Source organism: Vibrio sp. VB16 (genome assembly GCF_015594925.2).
Lineage (GTDB): Bacteria > Pseudomonadota > Gammaproteobacteria > Enterobacterales > Vibrionaceae > Vibrio.
Window position 1 is genome coordinate 838,835 of the sequence record NZ_CP087590.1, and the last position, 24,272, is coordinate 863,106.

Annotated in this window: 25 protein-coding genes; 13 read left to right on the plus strand and 12 right to left on the minus strand. The window is 41.0% G+C overall.

Features of this window, described 5'->3' with window-relative positions:
* Positions 1–46: 46 nt before the first annotated feature.
* From IUZ65_RS04085 to IUZ65_RS04100, 4 genes are all read left to right on the plus strand, one after another.
* On the plus strand, positions 47–505 hold the full coding sequence (locus IUZ65_RS04085) for a DUF2919 domain-containing protein (protein WP_195702524.1): 459 nt from the start codon (positions 47–49) through the stop codon (positions 503–505).
* Between the two features lie 86 nt (positions 506–591).
* The gene (locus IUZ65_RS04090; RefSeq protein WP_195702525.1) at positions 592–1,491 is read left to right on the plus strand and encodes a Dyp-type peroxidase; all 900 of its coding nucleotides are present in this window, start codon (positions 592–594) and stop codon (positions 1,489–1,491) included.
* A gap of 109 nt (positions 1,492–1,600) precedes the next feature.
* Positions 1,601–2,734, plus strand: coding sequence for a flagellin (locus IUZ65_RS04095; protein WP_195702526.1), 1,134 nt, complete (start codon positions 1,601–1,603; stop codon positions 2,732–2,734).
* A gap of 236 nt (positions 2,735–2,970) precedes the next feature.
* On the plus strand, positions 2,971–4,101 hold the full coding sequence (locus IUZ65_RS04100) for a flagellin (protein ID WP_195702527.1): 1,131 nt from the start codon (positions 2,971–2,973) through the stop codon (positions 4,099–4,101).
* Positions 4,102–4,333: 232 nt separating this feature from the next.
* Here the strand turns inward: IUZ65_RS04100 and crr are convergent, their stop codons facing one another.
* The 5 genes from crr to cysZ form a co-directional block, all read right to left on the minus strand.
* Entirely contained in the window at positions 4,334–4,843 is a 510-nt protein-coding gene (crr, locus tag IUZ65_RS04105; RefSeq protein ID WP_195702528.1) for a PTS glucose transporter subunit IIA, read from the minus strand.
* 46 nt (positions 4,844–4,889) lie between these two features.
* Positions 4,890–6,617 (minus strand): phosphoenolpyruvate-protein phosphotransferase PtsI, encoded by a 1,728-nt coding sequence (gene ptsI, locus IUZ65_RS04110; RefSeq protein ID WP_195702529.1) that lies wholly within the window; start codon positions 6,615–6,617, stop codon positions 4,890–4,892.
* Between the two features lie 137 nt (positions 6,618–6,754).
* Positions 6,755–7,012: an HPr family phosphocarrier protein gene (locus IUZ65_RS04115; protein WP_195702530.1), complete on the minus strand. Its 258-nt coding sequence runs from the start codon at positions 7,010–7,012 to the stop codon at positions 6,755–6,757.
* A 302-nt stretch (positions 7,013–7,314) separates the two neighbouring features.
* Positions 7,315–8,280 carry a cysteine synthase A gene (gene cysK, locus IUZ65_RS04120; protein ID WP_195702531.1) on the minus strand — a complete coding sequence of 322 codons (966 nt, stop codon included), beginning with the start codon at positions 8,278–8,280 and terminating at the stop codon, positions 7,315–7,317.
* A gap of 132 nt (positions 8,281–8,412) precedes the next feature.
* Entirely contained in the window at positions 8,413–9,141 is a 729-nt protein-coding gene (cysZ, locus tag IUZ65_RS04125; RefSeq protein ID WP_195702532.1) for a sulfate transporter CysZ, read from the minus strand.
* A gap of 215 nt (positions 9,142–9,356) precedes the next feature.
* On the opposite strand from cysZ, the gene zipA reads away from it, so the two are divergent.
* The 4 genes from zipA to cueR all read left to right on the plus strand — a co-directional run bounded on the left by zipA (position 9,357) and on the right by cueR (position 14,725).
* The gene (gene zipA, locus IUZ65_RS04130) at positions 9,357–10,289 is read left to right on the plus strand and encodes a cell division protein ZipA (RefSeq protein WP_195702533.1); all 933 of its coding nucleotides are present in this window, start codon (positions 9,357–9,359) and stop codon (positions 10,287–10,289) included.
* Between the two features lie 70 nt (positions 10,290–10,359).
* Positions 10,360–12,375 (plus strand): NAD-dependent DNA ligase LigA, encoded by a 2,016-nt coding sequence (gene ligA / locus IUZ65_RS04135; protein ID WP_195702534.1) that lies wholly within the window; start codon positions 10,360–10,362, stop codon positions 12,373–12,375.
* A 451-nt stretch (positions 12,376–12,826) separates the two neighbouring features.
* Entirely contained in the window at positions 12,827–14,215 is a 1,389-nt protein-coding gene (locus IUZ65_RS04140) for a multidrug transporter (RefSeq protein ID WP_195702535.1), read from the plus strand.
* Positions 14,216–14,338: 123 nt separating this feature from the next.
* Complete coding sequence (gene cueR / locus IUZ65_RS04145; RefSeq protein ID WP_195704990.1) at positions 14,339–14,725, plus strand: Cu(I)-responsive transcriptional regulator; 387 nt, start codon at positions 14,339–14,341, stop codon at positions 14,723–14,725.
* Positions 14,726–14,821: 96 nt separating this feature from the next.
* Here cueR and IUZ65_RS04150 read toward each other — a convergent pair whose 3' ends face one another.
* The 5 genes from IUZ65_RS04150 to IUZ65_RS04170 all read right to left on the minus strand — a co-directional run bounded on the left by IUZ65_RS04150 (position 14,822) and on the right by IUZ65_RS04170 (position 19,474).
* Positions 14,822–15,271 carry an NfeD family protein gene (locus IUZ65_RS04150; protein ID WP_195704991.1) on the minus strand — a complete coding sequence of 150 codons (450 nt, stop codon included), beginning with the start codon at positions 15,269–15,271 and terminating at the stop codon, positions 14,822–14,824.
* Between the two features lie 9 nt (positions 15,272–15,280).
* Complete coding sequence (locus IUZ65_RS04155) at positions 15,281–16,201, minus strand: SPFH domain-containing protein (protein ID WP_195702536.1); 921 nt, start codon at positions 16,199–16,201, stop codon at positions 15,281–15,283.
* Between the two features lie 276 nt (positions 16,202–16,477).
* On the minus strand, positions 16,478–17,332 hold the full coding sequence (locus IUZ65_RS04160) for a co-chaperone YbbN (RefSeq protein ID WP_195702537.1): 855 nt from the start codon (positions 17,330–17,332) through the stop codon (positions 16,478–16,480).
* Positions 17,333–17,687: 355 nt separating this feature from the next.
* Positions 17,688–18,515: an SDR family oxidoreductase gene (locus tag IUZ65_RS04165; RefSeq protein WP_195702538.1), complete on the minus strand. Its 828-nt coding sequence runs from the start codon at positions 18,513–18,515 to the stop codon at positions 17,688–17,690.
* 50 nt (positions 18,516–18,565) lie between these two features.
* A complete protein-coding gene (locus IUZ65_RS04170; RefSeq protein ID WP_195702539.1) occupies positions 18,566–19,474 on the minus strand; it encodes a TIGR01777 family oxidoreductase in 909 nt (302 codons plus the stop codon).
* 228 nt (positions 19,475–19,702) lie between these two features.
* Here IUZ65_RS04170 and IUZ65_RS04175 point away from each other — a divergent pair, with 228 nt between their 5' ends.
* Genes IUZ65_RS04175 through yfcE form a run of 5 tightly spaced genes read left to right on the plus strand, consistent with a single transcriptional unit; the run spans position 19,703 to position 22,532 of the window.
* Entirely contained in the window at positions 19,703–20,437 is a 735-nt protein-coding gene (locus tag IUZ65_RS04175) for a DUF1538 domain-containing protein (protein WP_195702540.1), read from the plus strand.
* Complete coding sequence (locus IUZ65_RS04180) at positions 20,434–21,228, plus strand: DUF1538 domain-containing protein (protein ID WP_195702541.1); 795 nt, start codon at positions 20,434–20,436, stop codon at positions 21,226–21,228. Before IUZ65_RS04175 ends, IUZ65_RS04180 begins: the two co-directional genes overlap by 4 nt.
* Positions 21,218–21,568: a P-II family nitrogen regulator gene (locus tag IUZ65_RS04185; RefSeq protein ID WP_195702542.1), complete on the plus strand. Its 351-nt coding sequence runs from the start codon at positions 21,218–21,220 to the stop codon at positions 21,566–21,568. The genes IUZ65_RS04180 and IUZ65_RS04185 overlap by 11 nt, the downstream gene beginning before the upstream one ends.
* Positions 21,565–21,969 carry a CBS domain-containing protein gene (locus IUZ65_RS04190; RefSeq protein ID WP_195702543.1) on the plus strand — a complete coding sequence of 135 codons (405 nt, stop codon included), beginning with the start codon at positions 21,565–21,567 and terminating at the stop codon, positions 21,967–21,969. Before IUZ65_RS04185 ends, IUZ65_RS04190 begins: the two co-directional genes overlap by 4 nt.
* Before the next feature lie 17 nt (positions 21,970–21,986).
* The gene (gene yfcE, locus IUZ65_RS04195; protein WP_195702544.1) at positions 21,987–22,532 is read left to right on the plus strand and encodes a phosphodiesterase; all 546 of its coding nucleotides are present in this window, start codon (positions 21,987–21,989) and stop codon (positions 22,530–22,532) included.
* An 84-nt stretch (positions 22,533–22,616) separates the two neighbouring features.
* Here yfcE and IUZ65_RS04200 read toward each other — a convergent pair whose 3' ends face one another.
* Both IUZ65_RS04200 and IUZ65_RS04205 read right to left on the minus strand, forming a co-directional pair.
* Complete coding sequence (locus tag IUZ65_RS04200; protein WP_195702545.1) at positions 22,617–23,144, minus strand: regulatory protein ToxS; 528 nt, start codon at positions 23,142–23,144, stop codon at positions 22,617–22,619.
* Positions 23,145–23,153: 9 nt separating this feature from the next.
* Positions 23,154–24,011 carry a winged helix-turn-helix domain-containing protein gene (locus IUZ65_RS04205; RefSeq protein ID WP_195702546.1) on the minus strand — a complete coding sequence of 286 codons (858 nt, stop codon included), beginning with the start codon at positions 24,009–24,011 and terminating at the stop codon, positions 23,154–23,156.
* Positions 24,012–24,272: the final 261 nt, after the last annotated feature.

Genomic DNA, 24,272 nt, shown 5'->3' on the forward strand with positions numbered 1-24,272 from the left:
TATGATATATCCTCTTAGATAAATAAATTGATCTAGTTAGTGATAAGTGCGTTATTCAATAGAAGAGTATGACAGTGATGGATTCTTAAAAGCGCCCAAATTACTGTGGGTAGGCTGGTTATTCTTAGCAAAGGCTTGGATCATCTTTATCGTTGCGGGAGCGAGTAGGGATATGGGAGCGAAGCTTCTAGAAATCATATACCCCGTACATGCCGCGTTATATCTTGGCTTGATTATGGGGTTTCCTGTGTTGGTCCTAATTTGGCTGCTTGGTCTTCGTAAACCGGATAGAAAAAAAATTTGTAGAGTGGTTTCATATGGAAAGATCACAACGATACTAACGATATTGACCCAGATGGGGCTCGTTATCTATCAAATCTATCTTGATAATATTCAATTTGGTTGGGCGAATGCAGTTACGCTGTTAGGCCTCATTTGGTTGATGATTTATATTTCGAGAAGTAAAAGGGTAAAAGATTGTTTTCGGTCACCGTTATTAAGCTAATTGAATGTACTGATAGTGTTAATTCAGTACATTCAATTATATATAATATAAATTAACTCGTTAGATGAATTTTTTGGAGACACGTTATGGCAAAATATCAAACTGCTATCGTTCCTGGGGCGGGACCATTCGCACTTTATGTCCAAATTAAGGTTAAATCACAGCCAAAAAAAGTAGTGCAGCAGTTAAAATTGATACCGGCATTGGTGGAAGAATTGAATAGAAGCCAAGTGAATGCCGATTTGACTTCTTGCATTGCGTTTAGCAAATCGTTTTGGAGCCAAACTAATCAACCTGTCCCTGATGAGTTAATCGATTTCACTCCTCTTGGTGAAGGGACGATTGTTGCACCAGCAACGGATGTTGATGTGCTCATTCATTGTCATTCTAATCGTCATGATTTGCACTTTTATCTGCTTCGGAAATTAATGACAGAAATTTCAGAGTATGTGGACATTGTGGATGAAACTTATGGTTATCGTTTTATGGATGCCAGAGATATGACGGATTTCATAGACGGAACAGAAAACCCAGTTGGTGACGAAAGAAGAGACGTTGCCATTATTTCTGATGGTATATTCTCCGGTGGCAGTTACGTTATGGCTCAACGGTTTATTCATAATTTGCCAGCATGGAATAGATTATCGGTAACAGCACAAGAAAAGATCATTGGACGCACCAAGCCAGACTCCATTGAGCTTGATGATGTTCCTGCAGCTTCGCATGTTGGACGCGTAGACATAAAAGAAGAAGGGCAGGGGCTGAAAATTGTCCGACACAGTTTGCCTTACGGCTCGGTTACGGGCGACCATGGTTTATTATTCCTCTCTTACTGTAACACCCTACATAACATCAAAGTTATGTTAGAGAGTATGTATGGTGTTAGTGATGGAAAAAGTGACCAAATGTTGCGCTTTACTCAAGCAGTAACGGGTGCTTATTTCTTTGCGCCATCAAGTGAAATGTTACAAATATTAGAGGTCTAATCGACCTTGTATTCTGCCCATAAAGAGAGCCTATTCTAGGCTCTCTATTTTCTAAAGTTTTTCGTTGAAGCGCCGATAATAGCCTGAGTTCCCTATTTAAGAAGGCGTTATGGCTGTTACTGTTAATACCAATGTTTCTGCATTGATTGCACAACGAAATCTAAGTCTGTCAACGAATATGTTGAATCAGTCTTTAGAACGCTTGTCTTCAGGAAACCGTATTAATAGCGCCAAAGATGATGCCGCAGGCCTACAAATCTCCAATCGCCTCAATTCTCAGATGCGTGGTTTAGATGTTGCCGTTCGTAATGCAAATGATGGCATTTCTATTATGCAGACAGCAGAAGGCGCCATGAAAGAGACCACTAACATTCTCCAACGAATGCGAGATCTTTCTCTTCAGTCATCGAATGGTTCGAATAGTAAGTCTGAGCGAATTGCAATTCAAGAAGAGATGTTGGCGCTAGATGATGAACTCAATCGTATTGCTGAAACGACATCCTTTGGTGGTAATAAATTACTGAATGGTAATTTTGCGAGTGCGTCCTTTCAAATAGGTGCATCGTCAGGGGAAGCTGTTCAAGTAAATTTAGAAAACATGCGTTCTGATACGAAGAATATGGGTGGATTTAGCTACATTGCTAACGGATTGGCTGATAAAGAGTGGCAAGTTAAGCCCAGCCAGAATCATTTGGTTATGCAATTCACCAATAATCATGGTCAAAATGAAATGATTCATATAAAAGCGAAGCATGGCGACGATATTGAGGAGCTAGCCACTTATATTAATGGACAGACAGATACGGTATCGGCGTCAGTGAATGACGATGGGCAGTTACAGGTATATATAGCAGGTGATAAAGCAGGCGGTAAAATAAGTTTTGGAGGTAATCTTGCCAATGAACTTGATATGTCTGGTCCAATTATCGAAACTGTGCATGATTTAGACCTTACCACTGTGGGAGGCTCTCAAAGAGCCGTTGCCGTTATAGATAGCGCGATGAAGTTTGTTGATAGCCATCGTTCAGAGCTTGGTGCTTATCAAAATAGATTTAGCCATGCGATAAATAATCTCGATAATATTCACGAGAATATAGCCAGTTCTAAGAGCCGAATCAAAGACACCGACTTTGCTAAAGAAACCACACAGATGATAAAACAGCAAATACTTCAGCAGGTGAGCACGACTGTTCTAGCACAGGCGAAACAAACGCCTAATTTAGCATTAACCCTGCTGGGCTAAATTCAATGACGGCTCTCGGCCGTAAATTCAAGAACTTTAATCTTTACTTTAAAAAAACGCCTATTTTATTACTCTCTTCACGTTTTCCTCTTGAAAAGCATTTTTTTCTGATTTTGCTAAAATTTTTTCTAAAGAATTCCCAATATAAGCCGTTATAAAAAGTAACTTTGAGAGAACTACTTGGTTTTCCGAGACGTCGGAAACCGCTTTAACGGAAAATCAATTGGAGAATCACCATGGCAGTAAATGTAAATACAAACGTAGCCGCAATGACAGCACAACGTCACTTGTCTGGCGCCGCGAGCGACCTAAACAGCTCAATGGAACGCCTATCTTCTGGCTTTAAAATTAACAACGCAAAAGACGATGCAGCGGGTCTACAAATCTCGAATCGTTTGAATGCACAAAGCCGTGGCTTAGACGTAGCAGTACGAAATGCAAACGACGGTATTTCGATTGCCCAAACCGCTGAAGGCGCGATGAAAGAAACATCGAACATCCTTCAACGTGTTCGTGACTTGTCACTTCAATCTGCCAACGGCTCTAACTCAAAACAAGAGCGTGTTGCGATTCAAGAAGAAGTAACGGCACTGAACGACGAATTAAACCGAATAGCGGAAACCACATCATTTGGTGGTAACAAACTGCTTAACGGCACGCACGGAACGAAATCTTTCCAAATCGGTTCGGATAATGGTGAAGCGGTCATGCTTAGCCTAAAAGACATGCGTTCAGACAATGCGATGATGGGCGGTAGCGCCTACAAAGCAGAGAATGGTCAAGGTAAAGACTGGGCTGTATCTAAAGATGCAACGATGGTTATAGGCTTGACGAACAAATCTGGCGATGTACAAGAATTTACTGTTAATGCGAAAGCTGGCGATGATATTGAAGAACTAGCCACGTACATCAATGGTCAGCAAGATGCCGTGAGCGCTTCTGTTGATGAAGAAGGTCGTCTACAAGTTTTTGCTGGTAACAACAATGTTGAAGGCGCAGTGTCATTCAGTGGAACCTTAGCGGGTGAGCTTGGTATGGGCCCAGCAACAGCGGTAACAGTTGATACTCTTGACGTAACTTCTGTCGGTGGAGCGCAAGAAGCGGTCGCCGTTGTTGATGCTGCGATGAAGTATGTGGACAGCCATCGAAGTGAGCTTGGTGCATTCCAAAACCGTTTCGACCACGCAATCAATAACCTAGACAACATTAACGAGAATGTTAACGCGTCTAACAGCCGAATCAAGGACACGGACTTCGCGAAAGAAACCACTGCGATGACTAAGTCTCAAATTTTGCAACAGGCGTCAACGTCTATACTTGCTCAAGCGAAGCAAGCACCGAATACAGCACTTAGCCTACTCGGTTAATTTTGACAGCAACATCCGTTGTCACCTCTTCGAACCCAGTCTATATGGCTGGGTTTTTTTGTTTTAAGGAAGCGACTTCCAACCGCATTCAGATGTTTTAAACCGAGAATCGAACAACGTGAGGAATGAGAAAGGGCAAAGTTTGTGCCGCTCTAGCTTTAATAGATATAAAAAAACCGCTGATGTAAACATCAACGGTTTCTATTTCGTTACTAAGCGCTAATCGAATGAATTACTTCGTTACACGTAGAACTGGGTTCTCACCAACTACAACAGAACCAGAAAGTTTATTTAACTCTTTGATTTCGTCCATGTTAGATATAACCACTGGCGTTAAAGTTGATTTTGCATTTTCTTCTAGGAAGGCAAGATCAAATTCAATTACTGTGTCGCCTACTTTCACTGATTGACCTTCTTCAGCGATACGCGTAAAACCTTGACCTTTCAGCTCAACAGTATCAATACCGAAGTGAACAAACAACTCAACACCGTCATCCGACTCAATAGAGAAAGCGTGGTTTGTTTCAAAGATTTTACCAATAGTTCCGTTTACTGGAGCTACCATCTTGTCACCAGAAGGTTTGATCGCGATGCCATCGCCAACAATTTTTTCTGCAAAAACAACATCTGGCACATCTTCGATGTTAACAATTTCACCAGATATTGGTGCGATGATTTCGATTGCCCCCGCATCAGCGCTATCATCAGATACTAGCTTTTTAAGCTTGTCAAACAGACCCATGTCGTGCTCCTAAACGTTTAATTTTATTCTATTCTATTGGATTATATTAGCAGATGGATTTTTCTGCGATAAATTTTTCAACATGAGCTTCAATTTCTGCCGCAGTCGCCATTTCTAAAGCTTCATCAGCCATAGCTTTTACTTCTGCGTAATCCGCACCACGGATTATTTTCTTAACGCTAGGAATTGAAATACCACTCATACTAAATTCGTCTAGGCCCATACCCAGAAGAAGTAGAGTTGCGCGTTCATCACCAGCCAACTCACCACACATACCAGTCCACTTACCTTCTTTGTGAGAGGCATCAATCACTTGCTTGATAACAGTTAATACAGCAGGTGATAGTGGATTGTATAGGTGAGAAATCAGTTCATTACCACGGTCTACAGCTAGAGTATACTGGGTTAAGTCGTTAGTACCAATACTAAAGAAAGAAACTTCTTTCGCTAAATGGTGTGCAATTGCCGCTGCTGCTGGAGTTTCGACCATAACACCGATCTCAACTTCTTCGTCAAATGCTAAGTCTTCAGCACGAAGTTCGGCTTTATACTCTTCAATTGCTTGTTTAAGCTCACGAATCTCTTCAACAGAAATGATCATTGGGAACATGATACGAAGTTTGCCGTGCGCGGAGGCGCGTAGAATACCGCGAAGTTGGTCACGAAGAATTTCACGACGATCTAAGCTGATTCGAATGGCACGCCAACCAAGGAATGGGTTCATTTCTTGGGGTAGGTCTAAATAAGGAAGGTCTTTGTCGCCACCAATATCCATAGTACGGATAATAACGGCTTCGCCTTCCATTGCCTCAGCAACTTCTTTATAGGCTTGGTATTGTTCTTCTTCTGTAGGTAGAGAAGTACGGTCCATAAACAGGAATTCAGTACGGTACAGACCCACACCTTCACCACCGTTGCGAAGAATACCATCACAATCTTTAACCGTGCCGATGTTACCGCATACTTCAACTCTGTGGCCATCGGTAGTAATAGCAGTAAGATCTTTTAGTTTTGCTAGTTCTTCTTTTTCTGCGATGAAAGTATCACGGATACGTCGAGCTTCAGTAAGCTCTGCTTCAGACGGGTTAACGATAATGTTGTTGTTGATTGCATCTAGAATCAACATGTCACCGTTCTTAACTTGAGCCGTGATATTGTTTGTACCAACAATAGCAGGAAGCTCTAAAGAGCGAGCCATAATGGAGGTGTGTGATGTACGACCACCGATGTCACATGCAAAACCCAATACGTAGTCTAGGTTGATTTGTGCAGTTTCAGAAGGCGTTAGGTCGTAAGCGACAAGAATGACTTCTTCGTCGATATTGCTAAGAGAGACGAGGTTAATGCCAAGTGCATTTTTTACAAAACGTGAACCGATATCACGGATATCTGTGGCGCGTTCTTTTAGGTACTCATCATCTAAAGATTCTAGTGCTACCGCTTGCTCTTCAATAACCGTATAGATTGCATTATCTACATGCATCTTGTCATGTTTTACGAGTGTTAAAATTTCTGCCTCTAACTCTTCGTCTTCAAGCAACATGATGTGGCCTTCGAAAATGGCTTCTTTTTCTTCGCCAAATGTTTCTAGAGCTTTTTGTTTGACAATATCAAGTTGATGCGCGGACTTATCACGTGCTTCGTAGAAGCGTTTAACTTCAGCTTCAACTTGGTCGTCAGAAATTGAGTGAGTATTTAGAACAATTTCATCTTCTTGAAGAAGTAGTGCTTTACCAAAAGCAATACCAGGAGATGCTAGAATGCCGGAAATCATAGCCTTACCTTAATTTGGTCAACTGTAAAAGAGAGTAGAGTGGTTAACTAAGTATATGTAGTAGAGTTTTGCCGCTAAGTCCAACAAAGCCATTTTGCTTTTAACAAAATGGCCTTGTGTTTTGGAGTGCTTGGCTGTTACTCAAGTGTATCCATAAGTGCTACTAGGTGGTCTACAGCAGCTTGAGCTTGTGGGCCTTCAGCAGATAGAGTAACAACAGTACCTTTAACTAGGCCTAGAGTTTGAAGCTTGAATAAGCTTTTTGCGCTAGCGCTTTTACCGTTAGAAGTCACAGTGATATCTGCGTCGAATGATTTAGCTTCTTTAACAAACTGAGCCGCTGGACGAGTGTGAAGACCGTTTTCCGCAGTGATTTCTACTTGTTTTTGATACATGTGATATTACCCCAATCGATTTATTTATTTATTGTTTAAGTACTAGTTTGACTTAACGATATGTCTTGCTCATAAATACAGAGTAAAAATAAGACATATTTAAAACCATTTACCAGTAAAATAAGATATTTGTATTTAAAATGTACCTTATCTCTTAATTTTCTATCTATATTGTTTTATTTCTAGCTTCAAAATAAAACATATCCCGATAGTACCAAACGATTTACAGGGATCAACAAAAAAGCCCCATAAAGGGGCTTTTTTAACGCAAAATTTGATTTAAGCACACTTTTATTACAAATTTACTGCGCGTTTTCTTTTTCTGTAAACAATCCGGAAAATAGAGCCGTACTAAGGTAGCGTTCACCAGAACTCGGTAATACGGTCACAATCGTCTTACCTTTGAATTCAGGTAATGCGGCAATGCGGTTCGCTGCTACAACGGCTGCACCCGATGAAATACCAGCAAGAATGCCTTCTTCTTCCATCAATCGGCGAGCCATTTCAATCGCTTCATCAGATGTGACGGACTCAACGCGGTCAATCAACGACAGATCTAGGTTTTCAGGGATAAAACCCGCACCGATACCCTGAATCTTATGTGGGGAAGGTTGGATATCATCACCGGCTAACGCTTGGGCAATCACTGGAGATTCTGCAGGTTCAACAGCAATCGAAGTAACCGCCTTGTCTTTGCCTTTGAAGTAGCGTGCGGTGCCGGTGATGGTACCGCCCGTCCCAACGCCAGCTACAAATACATCTATTTCACCGTCAGTGGCGTCCCAAAGTTCAGGTCCAGTCGTCTGTTCGTGAACGGCTGGGTTTGCTGGATTATTGAATTGTTGAAGGAGAAGGTACTTTGCAGGGTCGCTTGCAACAATTTCTTCTGCTTTGGCTATCGCGCCTTTCATACCTTTGGCTGCTTCAGTTAACTCTAGTTTTGCACCGAGTGCTCTTAGAAGCTTACGACGCTCAAGGCTCATTGATTCTGGCATTGTTAAGGTTATTTTATATCCGCGTGCTGCAGCAACAAATGCTAGAGCAATACCTGTGTTACCACTTGTTGGTTCGACAAGTTCCACTCCCGCTTTCAATTTGCCAGACTGTTCTGCTTCCCAAATCATGTTTGCACCGATTCGGTCTTTAACACTAAAGCTTGGATTGCGAGACTCTATTTTGGCTAAAACATTGCCACCACTTACTCTGTTAAGACGAACAAGAGGAGTGTTACCAATTGTTAGAGAGTTATCTTCAAAAATTTTGCTCATTTATAGTTGTCCTTTTCTACACGCGATTTCATATGTTGTGTTGTTGTTAAGAATAATAAGCCCTATTAAAAAAACCAAAAAGACCCAAAAGTTATAACATATTAATGAACGTTCGAATTATCGTCATAATTTTTAGTGCTTATCTTTAAACTCTTCTACCCACATCACCGTCGCGCCGCATACTGCAATTGGCATAACGAACAAGTTTAATATAGGTATAGCGGTAAAGAATGCGACACAAACGCCAAAACCATACGCTTTGGATTGATTCTGCTTAAGATCTTGGCGCATTTCGTGAAATGATACTTTGTGGTTATCAAAAGGATAATCACAATATTGAATAGCCATTACCCATGCAGAGAAGATAAACCAGAGTATCGGGCCTATTGTTTGGCCTAAAGCAGGTATAAATAATAAGATAAATAGTCCAATCGCTTTAGGTAGGAAATAGACGATTTTTTGTAGTTCACGAGCAATAATACGCGGGGTATCTTTAATAATACTAATGAGGTTTTGGTCACTGTCTAACTTGCCACAAAGTTTTTCTTCGACTTTTTCCGCCAGTAATCCATTAAAAGGCGCAGCAATTAAGTTTGCTAACGTACTAAAGATATAGGAAAAAGTACCTAAAATAGTAATGGTCAGTACTGGCCATAATAGATACGATAGCCAGGATAGCCAATCTGGTATATAGGATATCCATCCTGTTATCCAATCGTTAAGATGGGTGAACAGGTAAAAAAGGGCGCTACCGACTAAAAGTATGTTAGCCAGCAAGGGGAAAAGAACAAATCTGCGAATACCGGGAGTTAAAGCTAGTTTCATTCCTTGGGAAAAATAGCCAAAGCCACTCTGTTTCATTTTTATTTCTCTTTGTGAAATGTTAGAAAGGTATTGTACCTATGGGTTATGAAACTTTCAAAATGAGAAAATCGTGGTAGCTGTCACATGGTCTTGGCAACTACACGTATTAATTTATTCAAAAACTTCATACACTTTTGGTAAAGTAGGTAGATTAACCGAATTATATTCAATTTGATGTTGATTTTTTCATCAGATACAGCAGAGAGTGAACAATGCAGGAATTGCGATTAGTACTCATTATAGTTGGTGCGCTAGCCATAGCCGCACTTCTTTTTCATGGGCTTTGGACGAGTAAGAAAGAGAGAAAAAGCAAATTCGCAGAAAAATCTGTCATTGATAGCGATCGTTTAGAAACGTCTCCGGTGGTTTCTGATGATGATTTTGACGTCGTCTTAGTAGATAAAAAAGAAGCGGCTTTTGGTGTTGATAGACGATTTTCTCATGATCCACTCGGTGTTGATGACCCTCTTGACGTCGAAGAAGAACTTTCGGCACAAAATAGAAGCGTCGAGGCTGATGATTTTCCTCACGTCATCTTAAATGATGATATTGATGCTCCGTTAGAGGAAAAAGTCATATTTACCGATGGTGAAGATGAGGTTATTTTTAAACCTAAAAAATCGCTTTATGAACAAAGTGAACCTAAGCTCACGCCGACGAAAAATGAAGTGGACGACTCCCCAGAATTAGCAGAAGAAAGTGAAGAAGACGATAAAATGCAGGTTATCGTTATCAATGTTCATTGCTCGGGTGACGAACCGTTTGTTGGGACAAAGCTGTTTGATAGTATGCAACAAAATGGATTGCTTTATGGAGAAATGGATATCTTCCACCGCCATAATGATATTTCGGGAACAGGGAAAGTACTTTTCAGTGTTGCGAATATGATGCACCCAGGTACGCTAAAACACGATAACCCAGCAACCTTTACCACTAAAGGCATCTCGTTTTTTATGACCTTACCTGGTTTTGGTGAAGCGGATCAGAATTTTAAAGTGATGTTAAGAACCGCCCAACAGATCGCGGACGATTTAGGTGGCAATGTTCTCGATGAACAACGAAACCTCATGACACCGGATAAGCTATTGAGTTTTCATAATCAAATAAGAGCATTTAAGGCTCGTAGTGCCCAGAAAGAAGTGTGATAAAACAGGGTTCCGGATGGGGCCCTTTTTTATACTATTGAGAAGAAAAAACGGGATTAGGAAAAAAAACATGCCTCAGTCGGTCGAAGAAAGACTCTTTCAACTTAAACAAGAATTGCATTATCACGGCGTAAAATATTATGTTGAGGATGATCCTCAGGTGCCAGACGCTGAATATGACCGCTTGATGAGAGAGCTTCTGGATATAGAAGCGCAGCATCCCGAATTAGTTTCAATCGATTCACCAAGCCAACGTGTGGGTGGATCGCCGCTAGAAGGTTTTACCCAAGTTAAGCATGAAATCCCCATGCTATCGCTCGACAATGCGTTCAGCGATGATGAGTTAGATGCGTTTAAAAAAAGAATGGATGACCGAGTAACCGGCCATGAAATCAAAACCTTTTGTTGTGAACCGAAACTCGATGGGTTAGCGGTTAGCCTATTATATGAAAACGGTGTGTTGGTTCAGGCTGCTACTCGGGGAGATGGAAATACCGGGGAAAATATCACCGAAAATGTTCGAACTATAACGGCGATTCCTTTGATACTTCAGGGGGAAGGTTGGCCTACTCGAATAGAGGTTCGCGGTGAAGTGTTTATGCCTAAAGCGGGATTTGAAAAACTTAATCAAGACGCACTTAAATTTGGCACCAAACCTTTCGTCAACCCGAGAAATGCGGCCGCAGGAAGCCTAAGACAATTGGATTCTCGTATCACAGCGAAGAGACCCTTAAACTTTTATGCTTACAGCGTTGGTGTTATAGAAGGTGGTGAGCTTGAAGGCAGTCACTACGACCGTTTTCTTCAACTGAAAGGCTGGGGGCTGCCTATGTGCCCTGAAACCAGTCAGTTGGACACTCTCGATGCGGTAAAGGCCTATTACCTAGATATTTTGCAACGAAGAGAAGCGCTAGCTTATGAAATCGACGGTGTGGTTATCAAAGTCGATGATATTGAGACTCAAGAGCAACTTGGTTTTGTCGCAAGAGCGCCTCGTTGGGCTATCGCGTATAAGTTTCCAGCGCAAGAAGAGCTCACTAAGCTTAATGATGTTGAGTTCCAGGTTGGACGAACTGGGGCAATAACACCTGTGGCGAAACTTGAACCCGTATTCGTTGGTGGTGTGACCGTTAGTAATGCAACATTACATAATGCAGATGAGATAGAACGATTAGGTATCAAGATCGGTGACACGGTTATTATTCGTCGGGCAGGGGATGTCATACCACAGATCACCAGCGTGGTTTTAGATCGGAGACCGGATGATGCCAGCGAAATTATTTTTCCAACGGCTTGTCCTGTCTGTCATTCTTCCGTGGAGAGAATAGAGGGAGAAGCCGTTGCTCGTTGTAGCGGTGGGTTGGTTTGTCAGGCACAGCGTAAAGAGGCATTAAAACACTTTGTGTCTCGTAAGGCGCTTGATGTTGATGGGCTAGGGGTGAAAGTGATCGAGCAGCTTGTTGACAAAGAAATGGTCGACTCTCCAGCGGATCTTTTTAAGCTCTCAGCAGGGTTATTGACGGTTCTTGAACGTATGGGGCCAAAGTCCGCTCAAAATGTGGTTAATGCATTACAAGCCTCAAAAGAAACAACCTTAGCAAGGTTTCTTTACTCATTAGGTATTAGGGAGGTCGGGGAAGCAACGGCAGCAAACCTAGCGGCGCATTTTAAAACCTTACCAGCAGTCCAAGATGCCACATTGGAGCAGTTGATCGAAGTTTCAGATGTTGGAGACATCGTTGCCAAACATGTTGTTTACTTTTTCAAGCAAGAAAAAAACCAGTTAGTCATTGCTGATCTACTCAAACAAGGTGTCCATTGGACCGAGATTGAAGAACTATCAGAGGATGTGCCTCAACCTCTTGCAGGTAAAGTCGTCGTGTTAACCGGGTCACTCTCGCAGCTGAATCGAAATGACGCAAAAGCAGCACTACAGGCACTCGGAGCCAAGGTTACGGGTAGCGTATCGAAAAAAACGGATATTCTATTTGCCGGTGAAGCCGCAGGCTCTAAATTAACAAAAGCACAAGAACTAGGGATAGAGATTCTTGATGAGCAGGCGCTTGTGGATTTACTTAACGTGTAATTGAAAACTGATTAATCATATAAGCACCTGCAATAGGTGCTTTTTTTTTAATAAAAATTAACTCATTAAAATCTAGTGGTAATTTACTCAATTTAAAATATTCGACAAGTATGAATAAAGTTAGCATCTTGCTTTTTGTTTTTGTTGTTATATGCCTAACTGTCTGTTTATTTTCGATTTAATTTTATATATTTTTGCTTTTGAAGCAAAGTCACGTAACTTTTAAAAGTTGGGTATTGCTCGTATAATTGTAATTAAATAGCGTGTTTTGATTTGATAATTCTCGTCGCGAAGTTAGTCTCAGCTCCGTGAGTGTGATTTATCCTCATTACGAAGTTTTTGACTTTAACGCTGTCATAACACGTTCAGTTGACGGATCGTTTTTTCTGGTTTTCGGCAGCAAACTAAAGACAAAAAAATACAAATACAGCTATGTTTTTAGGAGTTTCCTATGGAAAAAATATTTAAAGTATCTGCTATAACTCTCACAATTATGGGTTTTATTGCTTCTACACCGGTATCTGCTAATGACCCGCTCGGTCCTGAGTACGCTAAACAAGCTTCAAAGTTCTTTGCTGACTCAACTATTAGTGGCAGTGTTGCGTTTTGGATGCGCGCCCGTGACCGAGCTGGATACGACGAAACTGATCGAGAAGATACAAAAAAACAAACTAATTTAGATCATGGATCCATATTTGCGAACTTAGGTTTTCATTCTGGCTATATCGGTGAAACAGTCGGACTAGATGCCGTTATCTACAGTACTTTTGATATGTGGCAGAACGGCGGTGCCGATCATGAAATGAACTTTTGGGGTGTCAATAACCCTTACGATAAAGAACCTAGTAACGACTCGTGCGAGGCTGTATGGAGCGATTGTACTGACAACGGAGCTTCTTTTTCTACAGCAAATCTTAAATTTAAGTTTGGAGAAACAGGGAGCGCAAAGTTAGGCTATTTTCAGCCTTCGGTGCCTACTAGTCTAGGTGTTAATTGGACTTTTGCCCCTGGTACTTATCTTGGTGGTGAAATTGGGTATGAGTTTGGTGCATTAAATGTGGGGCTAGTAATCGCCGATGAATATAAAGCGCCTTGGTTTAAAAACACCTATGGCTTTCGTACTACGGATGGTGAAGATGCTGGCACGGTATACTCTGTTGGTGCAAACTATGTCTTAGACAGTGGGACTATACTAGATTTTGGTTATGGTGGTTTAACCGATGGTGATCGTAAGAACCTACATATTAAAGTTAAAAATACGACTGATAATGGTCTGTACCTGTCGCCGCAATTGTATATTGTCGATGATAGTGAACAATACAACGACACTGCATTTCAACTTGCTCTCATTTCATCTCAAACGTTTGGTCAATATTCTTTTCGTGCTGACATGATTTATACTGACGCTGAATCGAAAGATAAAAACAGCGTGGGCAATATGAGTTATCGTTTAACCAGCGAGTATGGTGGGTCAAACGGTGCTTATGACGTATGGTGGAATAATCGTTCAGATTTTAATCATGATGGCGAACTTGCAGGATTTCTATCTGTATCTCGTGATTTTTCTGATATCGGAGGTAAAGGATTTGATGCTGGAATAAGCACTGCGGCAGGAGCGGGTTCGAAAGCCGAAGGCTACGATGAATTAGTTGAATACTCTTTTAGTTTATTTGCTAATTACGCAATCCAACAGGGTGCATTAAAAGATGCGAATATTAGTATGCATTATACCCAGTATTATAATGATTCTGATGCAGGTGATTGGGCTCCTTACAGTAACGCGTTTAACGATGAAACAGACTATAAATTATTGTTGACGATACCATTTTCAGTTAAATAAAAATCGTTAATTTATCAAAAAAGCTAGGAGGGATTTTACTCCTGGCTTTTTTAGTATTCATATATGAACCAGTAAGAGATAAACTACAGTCTCTATTACTTTTCATTGGAGTTGTTAAATATGATGAATATTAGTCAAGTTTCGAAAGCGACTCAGTTATCTTCAAAATCTATTCGATTGTATGAAGACAAAGGGTTGATCTCGGCTCCAGTACGTTCAGTTAATGGATACCGTCAATACAGTGACTCTCATATCGAGGAGTTATTGATTGTCGCGAGAGCAAAAAGAGTCGGCTTTACACTAGAAGAATGCAAAGCTTTAGTTCATTTAGCGAGCAATTCAGAAACGACGAGCGCTGAAGTAAAAATGCGTGCAGAAGAAAAATTGTTAGAAGTGAACGCAAAATTGGATGAGCTGACGGTGATAAAAAACCAGTTAGAAAAGTGGGTAGCGGAGTGCCCTGGAGATTCTGGTAATGCATGTCCAATCATGGACGATTTAAAATCGTAATCAGTTGTTGAGTTATTTTCAACCACATCATACAGTTTGAAGCTGAACCTGTATGATGGGCTTTAATTTGCTCATTAAAGCCCATGGTTTAACGTTTTAGACTGGCTCGATGGTAACGACAATACCATCCACATCAACGACCTTGACTAGCGTCCCAGCGGCGATGTCTTTATGGGTTCGAGCCGACCAGGTGGTATCACCCAGTCGGATACGACAGTTTCCTTCTTGTACGTCTTCTTCAAGCCTTGTTATCTTGCCAACTAACTGCTTTTCTCTTTGATTAAGTGAACTATTGGCCTCTGACTGCACATCCTTTTTAAACTGATACCGCCACCATCCCCAAGTTGTTACTAATGAAAAACTTGCGAACGTAATCCATTGTAACTGCCAGCTCATCGGCAATAACGCAAATAAGATGCCGACCAATATAGCGGATATGCCTAACCATAAGAAATATCCAGCAGTACCAATGAGTTCACCTGAAAGCAACACAAGCCCAAACGCTATCCAATGCCAGTGGTTAACTTGGCTGAGTAGTTCTATCAACATGTATTCTTACTTCTCATCTTTTTGATGCTTGAACATCTCAGTAATGCCTGCAATAGAGCCCATTAAGCCCGATGCCTCTAGAGGTAACATGATTATCTTACTATTTTCTGCTTGCCCAATCGATTTAAGAGCGTCGGTATAACCTTGTGCAATAAAGTAATTTACCGCTTGCATATCGCCTTGCGCAATAGCGTTCGATACCATTTCGGTTGCCTTAGCTTCGGCTTCAGCAGAACGTTCACGCGCTTCAGCCTGCAAAATAGCCGCTTGTTTTTCACCCTCAGCTCTTAAAATAGCAGACTGCTTATGACCTTCAGCCTTGAGAATTTCAGCCTGACGGACACCTTCAGCTGAAAGAACATCTGCGCGCTTATTTCGTTCCGCTTTCATTTGAGCATTCATCGCGGCAGTGAGATCCGCTGGTGGCTGTACGTCTTTTATCTCGATGCGGGTGACTTTTACGCCCCAAGGGTTGGTTGCCTCATCGACGATCGAGAGAAGTTTAATGTTGATCATGTCTCTTTGACTCAACATTTCATCTAGCTCCATAGAGCCGAGAACAGTACGAATATTGGTGAGGGTTAGGTTTCTGATAGCATGTTCGAGATCGTTGACTTCATAGGCCGCTTTTGCTGCATCGACGACTTGTACAAAACAAACGGCATCAATGGTGACATTGGCGTTATCTTTAGAAATCACCTCTTGCGCCGGAATATCAAGTACTCGTTCCATCATGCTGATTTTTGATCCTACACTGTCAACAAACGGGATGATTAAGTTCAGGCCTGGCTTCAACGTGTGGGTGTAACGTCCAAATCGTTCAATCGTCCAGTTACTCCCCTGAGAAACCGTTTTAACACCAGCGGCTATAAAAGCAACGGTGACCACGATTAAGACCGCAATGGTAATAAGTACATCTAAAGCCATGTTATATCCTTTTTATTTTTATTTCGAAGAAAATTTAACCACGAAAGTTCAACAACCCATAGTCTGTTGAACAATAATAAAATTATTCAGCCTTAAAATATGCCTGCTTGCGCCACAACTTCAAGTATTAAGCTGCTTTGGTATTATTATTTTGCCAGAATATCAAAGTATAGACCTCGATTAAGGCATCTTGCGGGCTATTCTTCGCGAATGTGAAAATTCGCTTCAGAGATAGCCAACAAGTTTCATTGAGAAGAGTGAGTTATTTAATCCGATTTAGTAGAGTAATGAGTATAGTTGTCGACGGTATTTCGCTGCGGTGCTGTTTCCTTGACCTAAAGCGGAAAGTATATCCATAAACGACTTTTTCATTTCGCCATCCGCTACATTTAGGTCTTTTACTAGAAATGACCACAGCAGCGCTAATGACTCTTCACTTCTAGCAACTTGGTGATATTGTAATGCGAGCTCAATGGCCACTGCTGCATCGAGTGGATTTTGGCTAAGGCGATTTTCTAAAGCTTGTATTTCTGGGCTATCAGCGGCTTGATCATGTAACTCTAATTTTGCGACTAAACCTTTATAGTAATTGTCTTGATATTCTAATGGGATATGAGCAAGCAATGTTTTTGCTTGTTCAAATTGTAGGGTTCCTATTAGGCAGTCGACGGTGGCAAGTTTTATATCTCCCCTTATTTTTAGATCTTCCGATAAGGTATTGATTAAAGATAGCGCGAGTTCGTGTTCACCTGCTTGCAGTTTTTCTTGTGCTTCTTTTAATGTTAATTCGTCTTGGCTTGGCAAATGCTTACTTAGCATTTCCTTTATGGCTTCAATGGTTTGAGGTCCACCTAATCCGTCTACGGGCTGGCCATTCATAAAAAGGGCAATAGTAGGAAGTGCTTGCACACCAAATTGACTTGAGATCGCTTGTTCTTGTTCACAGTTGAGCAGCGCGAGAGTAAATGCGCCTTTATACTGTTGAGTCAATGTTTGTAACGCTGGGATTATCTCGGTGCTTTCTGGGCTCATTGGTGCCCAAAAGTGGATGAGAACAGGATGTTGAACAGATTGCTCTAAAACTTGTCGAAAATTTTGTTCGTTCAACTCTACGATATTCTCAGGTTGCATGCGATGTCCTTAATTAATATTGTTTCTCTTTAAATAGGGGTATGAAGGTCTAATATCAAGAGTGGCAATCCTTAAGAAACAAAAAAACGTCCAATGTGGACGTTTTTTTGTTCAAACTCTGGGGGAGGGCGCTACAGCGTTAAAATAAACAGTAGCGCAACACCCACACCAATCCAATTTAGTTGGTTCAATGTCATTGTCTTCACCGAATGTAACGCTTAAAAGTCTGTATGGTATTTACCATCGTAGTAATGGTATATACATTGTATTACAGAAACATGACAGCCTTATCAAATTCGAGAGTATTTTGAACAAAAAAAGGTAATAATTATTTATTTAGTATGATTTATCATCTTCACGCTGCTTTTCTAAGTATTGCGTCTAGCCATCGTCCTGGCATTATTCGTTTTAATATGGCAAACACTTTGGTTGGTGTCGTGATTCGATATCGTAGCTTTGGTTGTCGCGATCTTAGCGCATCTAATAGTGGTTCTATTATTGATTCGGCAGGTAGAGCGAATGTGTTTTTGGATTTTGTATCGGCTAACCTTGCCAGTTGAACTTGGTAAGCACTTTTATGTGCACTGTTGTCTACATCGATCCATTGCTGAAACTTTAATAAAGCATTTGCCCGAAATTGTGTCTCTATCGGTCCGGGTTCAATAATACTTATTTTGATATCCGTATCGAATAACTCTAAACGTAAGGTATCACTCCATCCCTCAACCGCAAATTTAGATGCATTGTATGCGCCACGATATTTCATGGCGGCGAAGCCAAGTACAGAGCTATTTTGAACAATGCGCCCAACTCCCTGCTTTCGCATATAAGGTAATATTTCACACACAAGTTGGTGCCAACCAAAGAAATTACTTTGGAATTGTTCTTTGAGCGCTTGCACAGGTAGGTCTTCAAGTGCACCTGTCTGGCCATAGGCACCATTGTTAAAAAGCGCATAGAGTTTGTGATCACATAGGCGCATTGTTTTCAGTACCGCTCTTGAAATGCTCTCCGGATCATTGAGATCTAATTGGATGCAGGTTAAGCCTTCTGTGGTAAGTCTTTGTACATCAGCTTCATTTCGACATGAAGCGATCACATTAAACCCTTCTTTCTTCAATGCGTGGGCACAAACATAGCCAATGCCCGAAGAGCACCCTGTGATAAGAATTGTTTTTGACATAGTGTTAATCTATTTTCTCTGAATAAATTTGATGAATGTTTGTTGCACCGTCAACGCTGTAGTAACGCTTTCATTGCGGGCTCGAGTCTAGAGTAAGTGAAGTTAAACCCTAGCTCAGTTAGACGTTTGGGTTTTGCTCGAATACTATCGAAAAGAAGGCAGCATGATTCGCCCATGACAAGGTTAAAAAACCATTTCGGTGTCGCGAGTAATAGTGGTCGATGTATTGTTGAGGCTAAGCACTTACTAAATTCTGCGTTGGCTATAGGATGAGGAGCGCTAAAATTAAAGTAACCACTAGCATGTGGAGTGTCTAACAGAAAAAGAAGACCTTTAACCATGTCCAATATATGTATCCAAGGCATATATTGTTTGCCATTACCTAAGCGACTTCCGGCACCAAACTTAAACGCCGGTAGCATCAAGGGGAGTGCGCCTCCTTTGATGCCTAAAACTAATCCAGTTCGAACGATACATACGCGGGTAGATTCGGACTTAGCTTGTTTGGCAATGGACTCCCATGTAGAGCAAACATGATGAGTAAATCCCTCATGGTAGGCACTCAAGGATTCATCAAAAGAGTGACCTTGTTGATCGCCGTAATAACCAACCGCGGACCCACTGATAAAGGTTGCGGGGGGATTGGTGCTTGCGTGAATGAGCTCAACGAGCTTTTCTGTGATAGACCAGCGGCTGTTGCATATCGCTTTTTTTTGTTTGTGACTCCACCTTTTTCCTGCAATGGGTTCCCCAGCAAGATTAATTACGGCGTCAATATCATTAAAATTATTGTAATCATCTAGGCTATCGATATAGGTGATGTTGCCTAAGTCAGCATGTTGGAGTTTAGATTTTGCTGCGGCGATATTTCGAGTGAGAAGTACAATTTGATGTGTCGATAGTTGTTTGACCAATTCTGAACCGATAAAACCTGTCCCACCAGTTAGCAATATTTGCATGTGCCCTCCTTAGCGAATGACTTTTGAGCTCTAATTATATACCCAAGTTGCCAAGGTCTGTTGATCTTTCGTGGTTAATTTTATTTGAGATCGACAGATCTGGATCAAACTAAATACCCTGAGCTTTAGTTAAATATCTCATTTTTGTAAAATAAAAGAGATAGTTGTGGACGTGATTTTAACTTTTGCCCAACATAAGAATAAGAGAATATTCTAAAGGGAGGCGCCATGAAAGCATTGTTAGCATTATTTAAAGCGATGCTTGGAAGCCTGCGTGATCTTCTCCCTATCATCATCGTTATCGCTTTTTTTCAACTCGTTGTCCTGCAAGAGCCTCTTCCAAACATAATGTCTATTCTTTTGGGCTTACTATTTGTTGTCCTCGGGCTCACCTTCTTTATTTTTGGTTTAAATATGGGGCTATTTCCCATCGGGGAAAGTATGGCTCAATCTTTTGCCCGTAAAGGTAGTGTTTTTTGGTTAATTTTATTCGCGTTTTGTTTAGGCTTTGGAACCACGATAGCGGAACCCGCTTTGACGGCGGTTGCGCAAGAAGCCGCTGAAGTTGCTGCGAAAGGTGGTGTCATTGCACAAACCATAGAAGAAATGGACGATTATGCGAATGGACTTAGAATCACCGTTGCGCTTTCGGTGGGACTTGCGATTGTCATCGGTGTCGTTCGTATTCTTAAAGGCTGGCCTATTCATATTATGATTACAGGTGGCTATATAGGAGTAATTATTCTAACTTGGTTTGCACCCGAAACTATTATCGGCATCGCGTATGACTCCGGAGGAGTAACGACGTCTACCATTACAGTACCATTGGTAACGGCATTAGGGGTTGGATTAGCGTCGTCTATCAAGGGACGAAATCCAATGCTTGATGGCTTCGGATTGATAGCTTTTGCCTCTTTGCTTCCTATGATGTTTGTTATGGTATATGGGATGGTATTGGCATGATTAATGTCTCTCAATTTGTCGATACTTTTACTGGAACGGTACTCGATGTTATCCCAATCGCGACCATTATTTTCGGGTTCCAGTTAGTTGTGCTTAGAAAGCCGATTGCTAATCTAACCAGTGTCATTCTTGGCTTCTTTTACGTCATTTTGGGACTATCCCTATTTTTGTTAGGGTTAGAGTTGGCGCTATTTCCATTGGGTGAAACGATGGCTGAGCAATTAACCGCGCCTGAGTTTCTTTACTCTTTTAAAGACAACCTCACAGAGTCACTGAGCTGGATTGATTATTATTGGGTATATCTTTTTGCGTTTTCGATTGGATTTAGTACCACCATTGCCGAACCATCTTTGATTGCTGTTGCTATCAAAGCAAATCAAGTTTCAGGTGGTTCGATTAGTGTTAATGGCTTACGTATTGCGGTGGCGTTGGGTGTCGCCATCGGGATATCTTTGGGGAGTTATCGAATCGTCGTTGGTGATCCTATACATTATTACATCATGGTCGGTTATATCGTGGTGATTATACAAACAAATTTTGCCCCTAAAATGATAGTGCCATTAGCCTATGATTCAGGTGGTGTAACAACATCGACAGTGACCGTACCATTGGTTACTGCATTGGGTTTAGGCCTTGCTTCTACTGTTCCAGGAAGAAATCCTGTTATAGATGGTTTTGGCTTAATTGCGTTTGCAAGTTTATTCCCAATTATTTCAGTCATGGCTTATGCCCAAATTACTCAATGGTTAAATGCAAGATCTGTTTCTAAGGAGAATGAGAATGCGCTTTAAACTAATAATCGCATTTGTGGAAGACACAAAGACAGATACAGTTTTAGATGCTGCGCGCTTAGCAGGCGCTACTGGTGCTACCGTTATTAACAATGCTAGAGGGGAAGGGCTAAATCAAAAAACCACTTTCTTTGGTCTTACGTTAGAGGTTCAAAAAGATGTTCTTTTGTTCGTGGTGGAAGAACATTTATCGAGACACATACTGGAGACCATTAATACTGTAGGCGAATTTGATCAAGAGTCAGGGCAGGGCATCGCAATACAGATTGATATTGAAGATGCCGTGGGGGTTGCTCATCAGATAGAGACATTAACGAAAGTCGTAGAGGAAGAGCTATGAATCAGCACAAGGTTGTTAGAGTTCGAGATGTAATGGCAAATTCTTATGTCATGGTTGATGGAATAACAACGGTCAAAGAAGGTATTCGATTGGCGAGGTTACATGTTGTAAAAGCACTTGTTGTAAATAAGCGGAATGAGGATGATGAATACGGCATTGTGTTGATGAACGATGTAGCGAAAAAAGTATTGGCGCAAAATAGGTCAGTTGAGCGGACTAATATCTATGAAATCATGACGAAACCTGCTCTCTCTGTCGACCCGGATATGAATGTGAAGTATTGTGCTCGTCTCTTTGAGCGTTTTGGCGTAAGTCGCGCACCAGTGATAGAGGATGGTAAAGTAATTGGCATGGTGAGCTACAACAATATTGTTGTTAATGGTATGGCTTTAGACGCGTAAATAAGAGATAAAACGTCATGAAATTGTTTTTTGCTTCTGACCTGCATGGTGCCTTGCCTGCAACAGAGCTTATGCTAAATAAATACCGACAGTCTGGTGCCGACCATTTGATAATTTTAGGCGATGTTTTAAATCATGGCCCAAGAAATCCTGTCCCTGATGGGTATCAACCTGCACAAGTTGCTGAGCGACTAAATGAATATAGCCGTGAAATAATCGCGGTACGCGGCAATTGCGATAGTGAGGTAGATCAAATGTTACTTCAATTTCCAATGCTTGAGGCTAATGCATGGGTCTTGCTTGACGGTGGCGTTCGAATATTCTTAACCCATGGTCATAATTACAATAGAGAAAATAGACCACCGTTAAAGGTAGGAGATGTGATCGCACATGGACACACTCATCTACCTATTGCGGAAAAAGTGGCCGATCAGATTATCTTCAATCCCGGCTCTATTACCTTCCCTAAAGGTGGATATGTTGCAAGCTATGGCCTTTATGAAGAAAAGACCTTTAAAGTACTGTCATTTGCTGATGTGGTCTTAAAGCAAGTTAGTGTTTGATTTTAAAGGGAATGGTATTAAAAAGAGCGCCACTTCTCTAAACCGTAGAAGTGGCACTTTGAATATCAGTTAAAGCATAAATTATTAGTTTGAAGAGAGAATACGTGAGCCATGATTTAGGCTAGTAAGCAATATGGCTTTCGTATTGATAACATCCACTCTACGACTCTGTTCTGCGTCCATGATAAACAGTGTTTTTACTATTCCTAATTGCTCTTCGGTAAAATCGACACTCGTATTCGTCGATGTTTCCTTAAATTCCTTTGGGTTGATCAGCAAGTAATTATCACTCAGTTCCCATTGCCCCGTTTCAGAGATATTCATAACCGAAGTGACTTGGTCCTTTTTCTCGAACATTGTGAGACGAGATACTCGTAGATACGTTCCGTTGGGTAAATACTTAACATTGCTGCTGACATAAACCTTGGTCAAAATACCAAGTCTATTGGTATCGTTATTTTGTAATTCGGGTGAGACATAGCTGTTCATGGTCGATTGCCACTCTCGGGATGTCAGTTCTTTTTCTAATTTGAGGTCTGAACCGAAGTATAGCCAAGAGCTAAAAATCACTGAAAGAGTGAGTACAACATAGGCGTATTTTTGATTGATCATGTTCTACTCCTAATTCTTACACAAAGCGGATATATCTTGCTGCTTTGCGATAAGCTGAATGGTAATGTTTTCCGATGTATTTGACTCAGAATGAACATAATTCATGATTAAGTTATTGTTAGGCCCAGCAGTAACGATAATCTCTATCGGCTTGTGCTTATGCCCGGCAACATATGCAGAGACACATTTGTTAATCAGTGGTTGCCAATCATCTAATGGTGGGTGATTCTCTGTTGTACGCAATGGTATGTTTTCGACCGTATCAATTAATTTAAAATTAGATTTTGCAGGCTCAATTGCCATATAAACAAAAATGGGTAGTAGCGCTGCAATGATAAGAATTACCTTCGTTATCAATCGTTCCTGCTTATTCGAGGTCGATATAGGTTGCTCGTCCACGATGGGTTTGATGTGCGTTTGATCAGCCTCGGTTTCAATGGCATCTTTGAACACTTTATCCGATGAAAAAACGATGTCTTCAGTGTTCTCTTGACTAATTTCTTCGATGCTCGATGATAACGGAATAGTTTTCTCTACATTTGCAATAAACTGATAGCCCCGTTTAGGCACGGTTTTGACAAACTTTGGCGCTTTGGTTGAATCTAGTAGCACTTTTCTTAGTGTAGAAATAGCTTGAGTCAGGCTAGAGTCATCAACTTGAAATCCTTGATCTCTCCAGACAAACTCATGGAGTTCATCGCGAGTTATGATCTGATTTGGGCGTTCACAAAAAAGCAACAGTATTCGACTTTCATTACTACCTAAACGACTTAGTTCATTACCATCTATTTTATCGATAATGGAGTTGTTGTTCGGATCAAATACAAATCGTTGTGCCAGAAGAAATTTGGTACCTACGCTACTCATTGATTATCTTTTACACCTTAAGTGATTGAATAAAAAGTGGAATGTCTAGAATATGCATATATTCACTAGACTAATGATATAAGAGTTTTACAAATTTTGATAAAAACTTAGCGCAGAATAAACAAAAATGTTTGTAAAAAACACTGTTTTTATGAAACTTGACCTTGAATTTACAATTGCGAACCCTATCTATTAGCCATCAATAGGCACTATTTAAGTCTAATTAATAAACTCAACAGCGAATGGCGCTTAAGCCAGTTT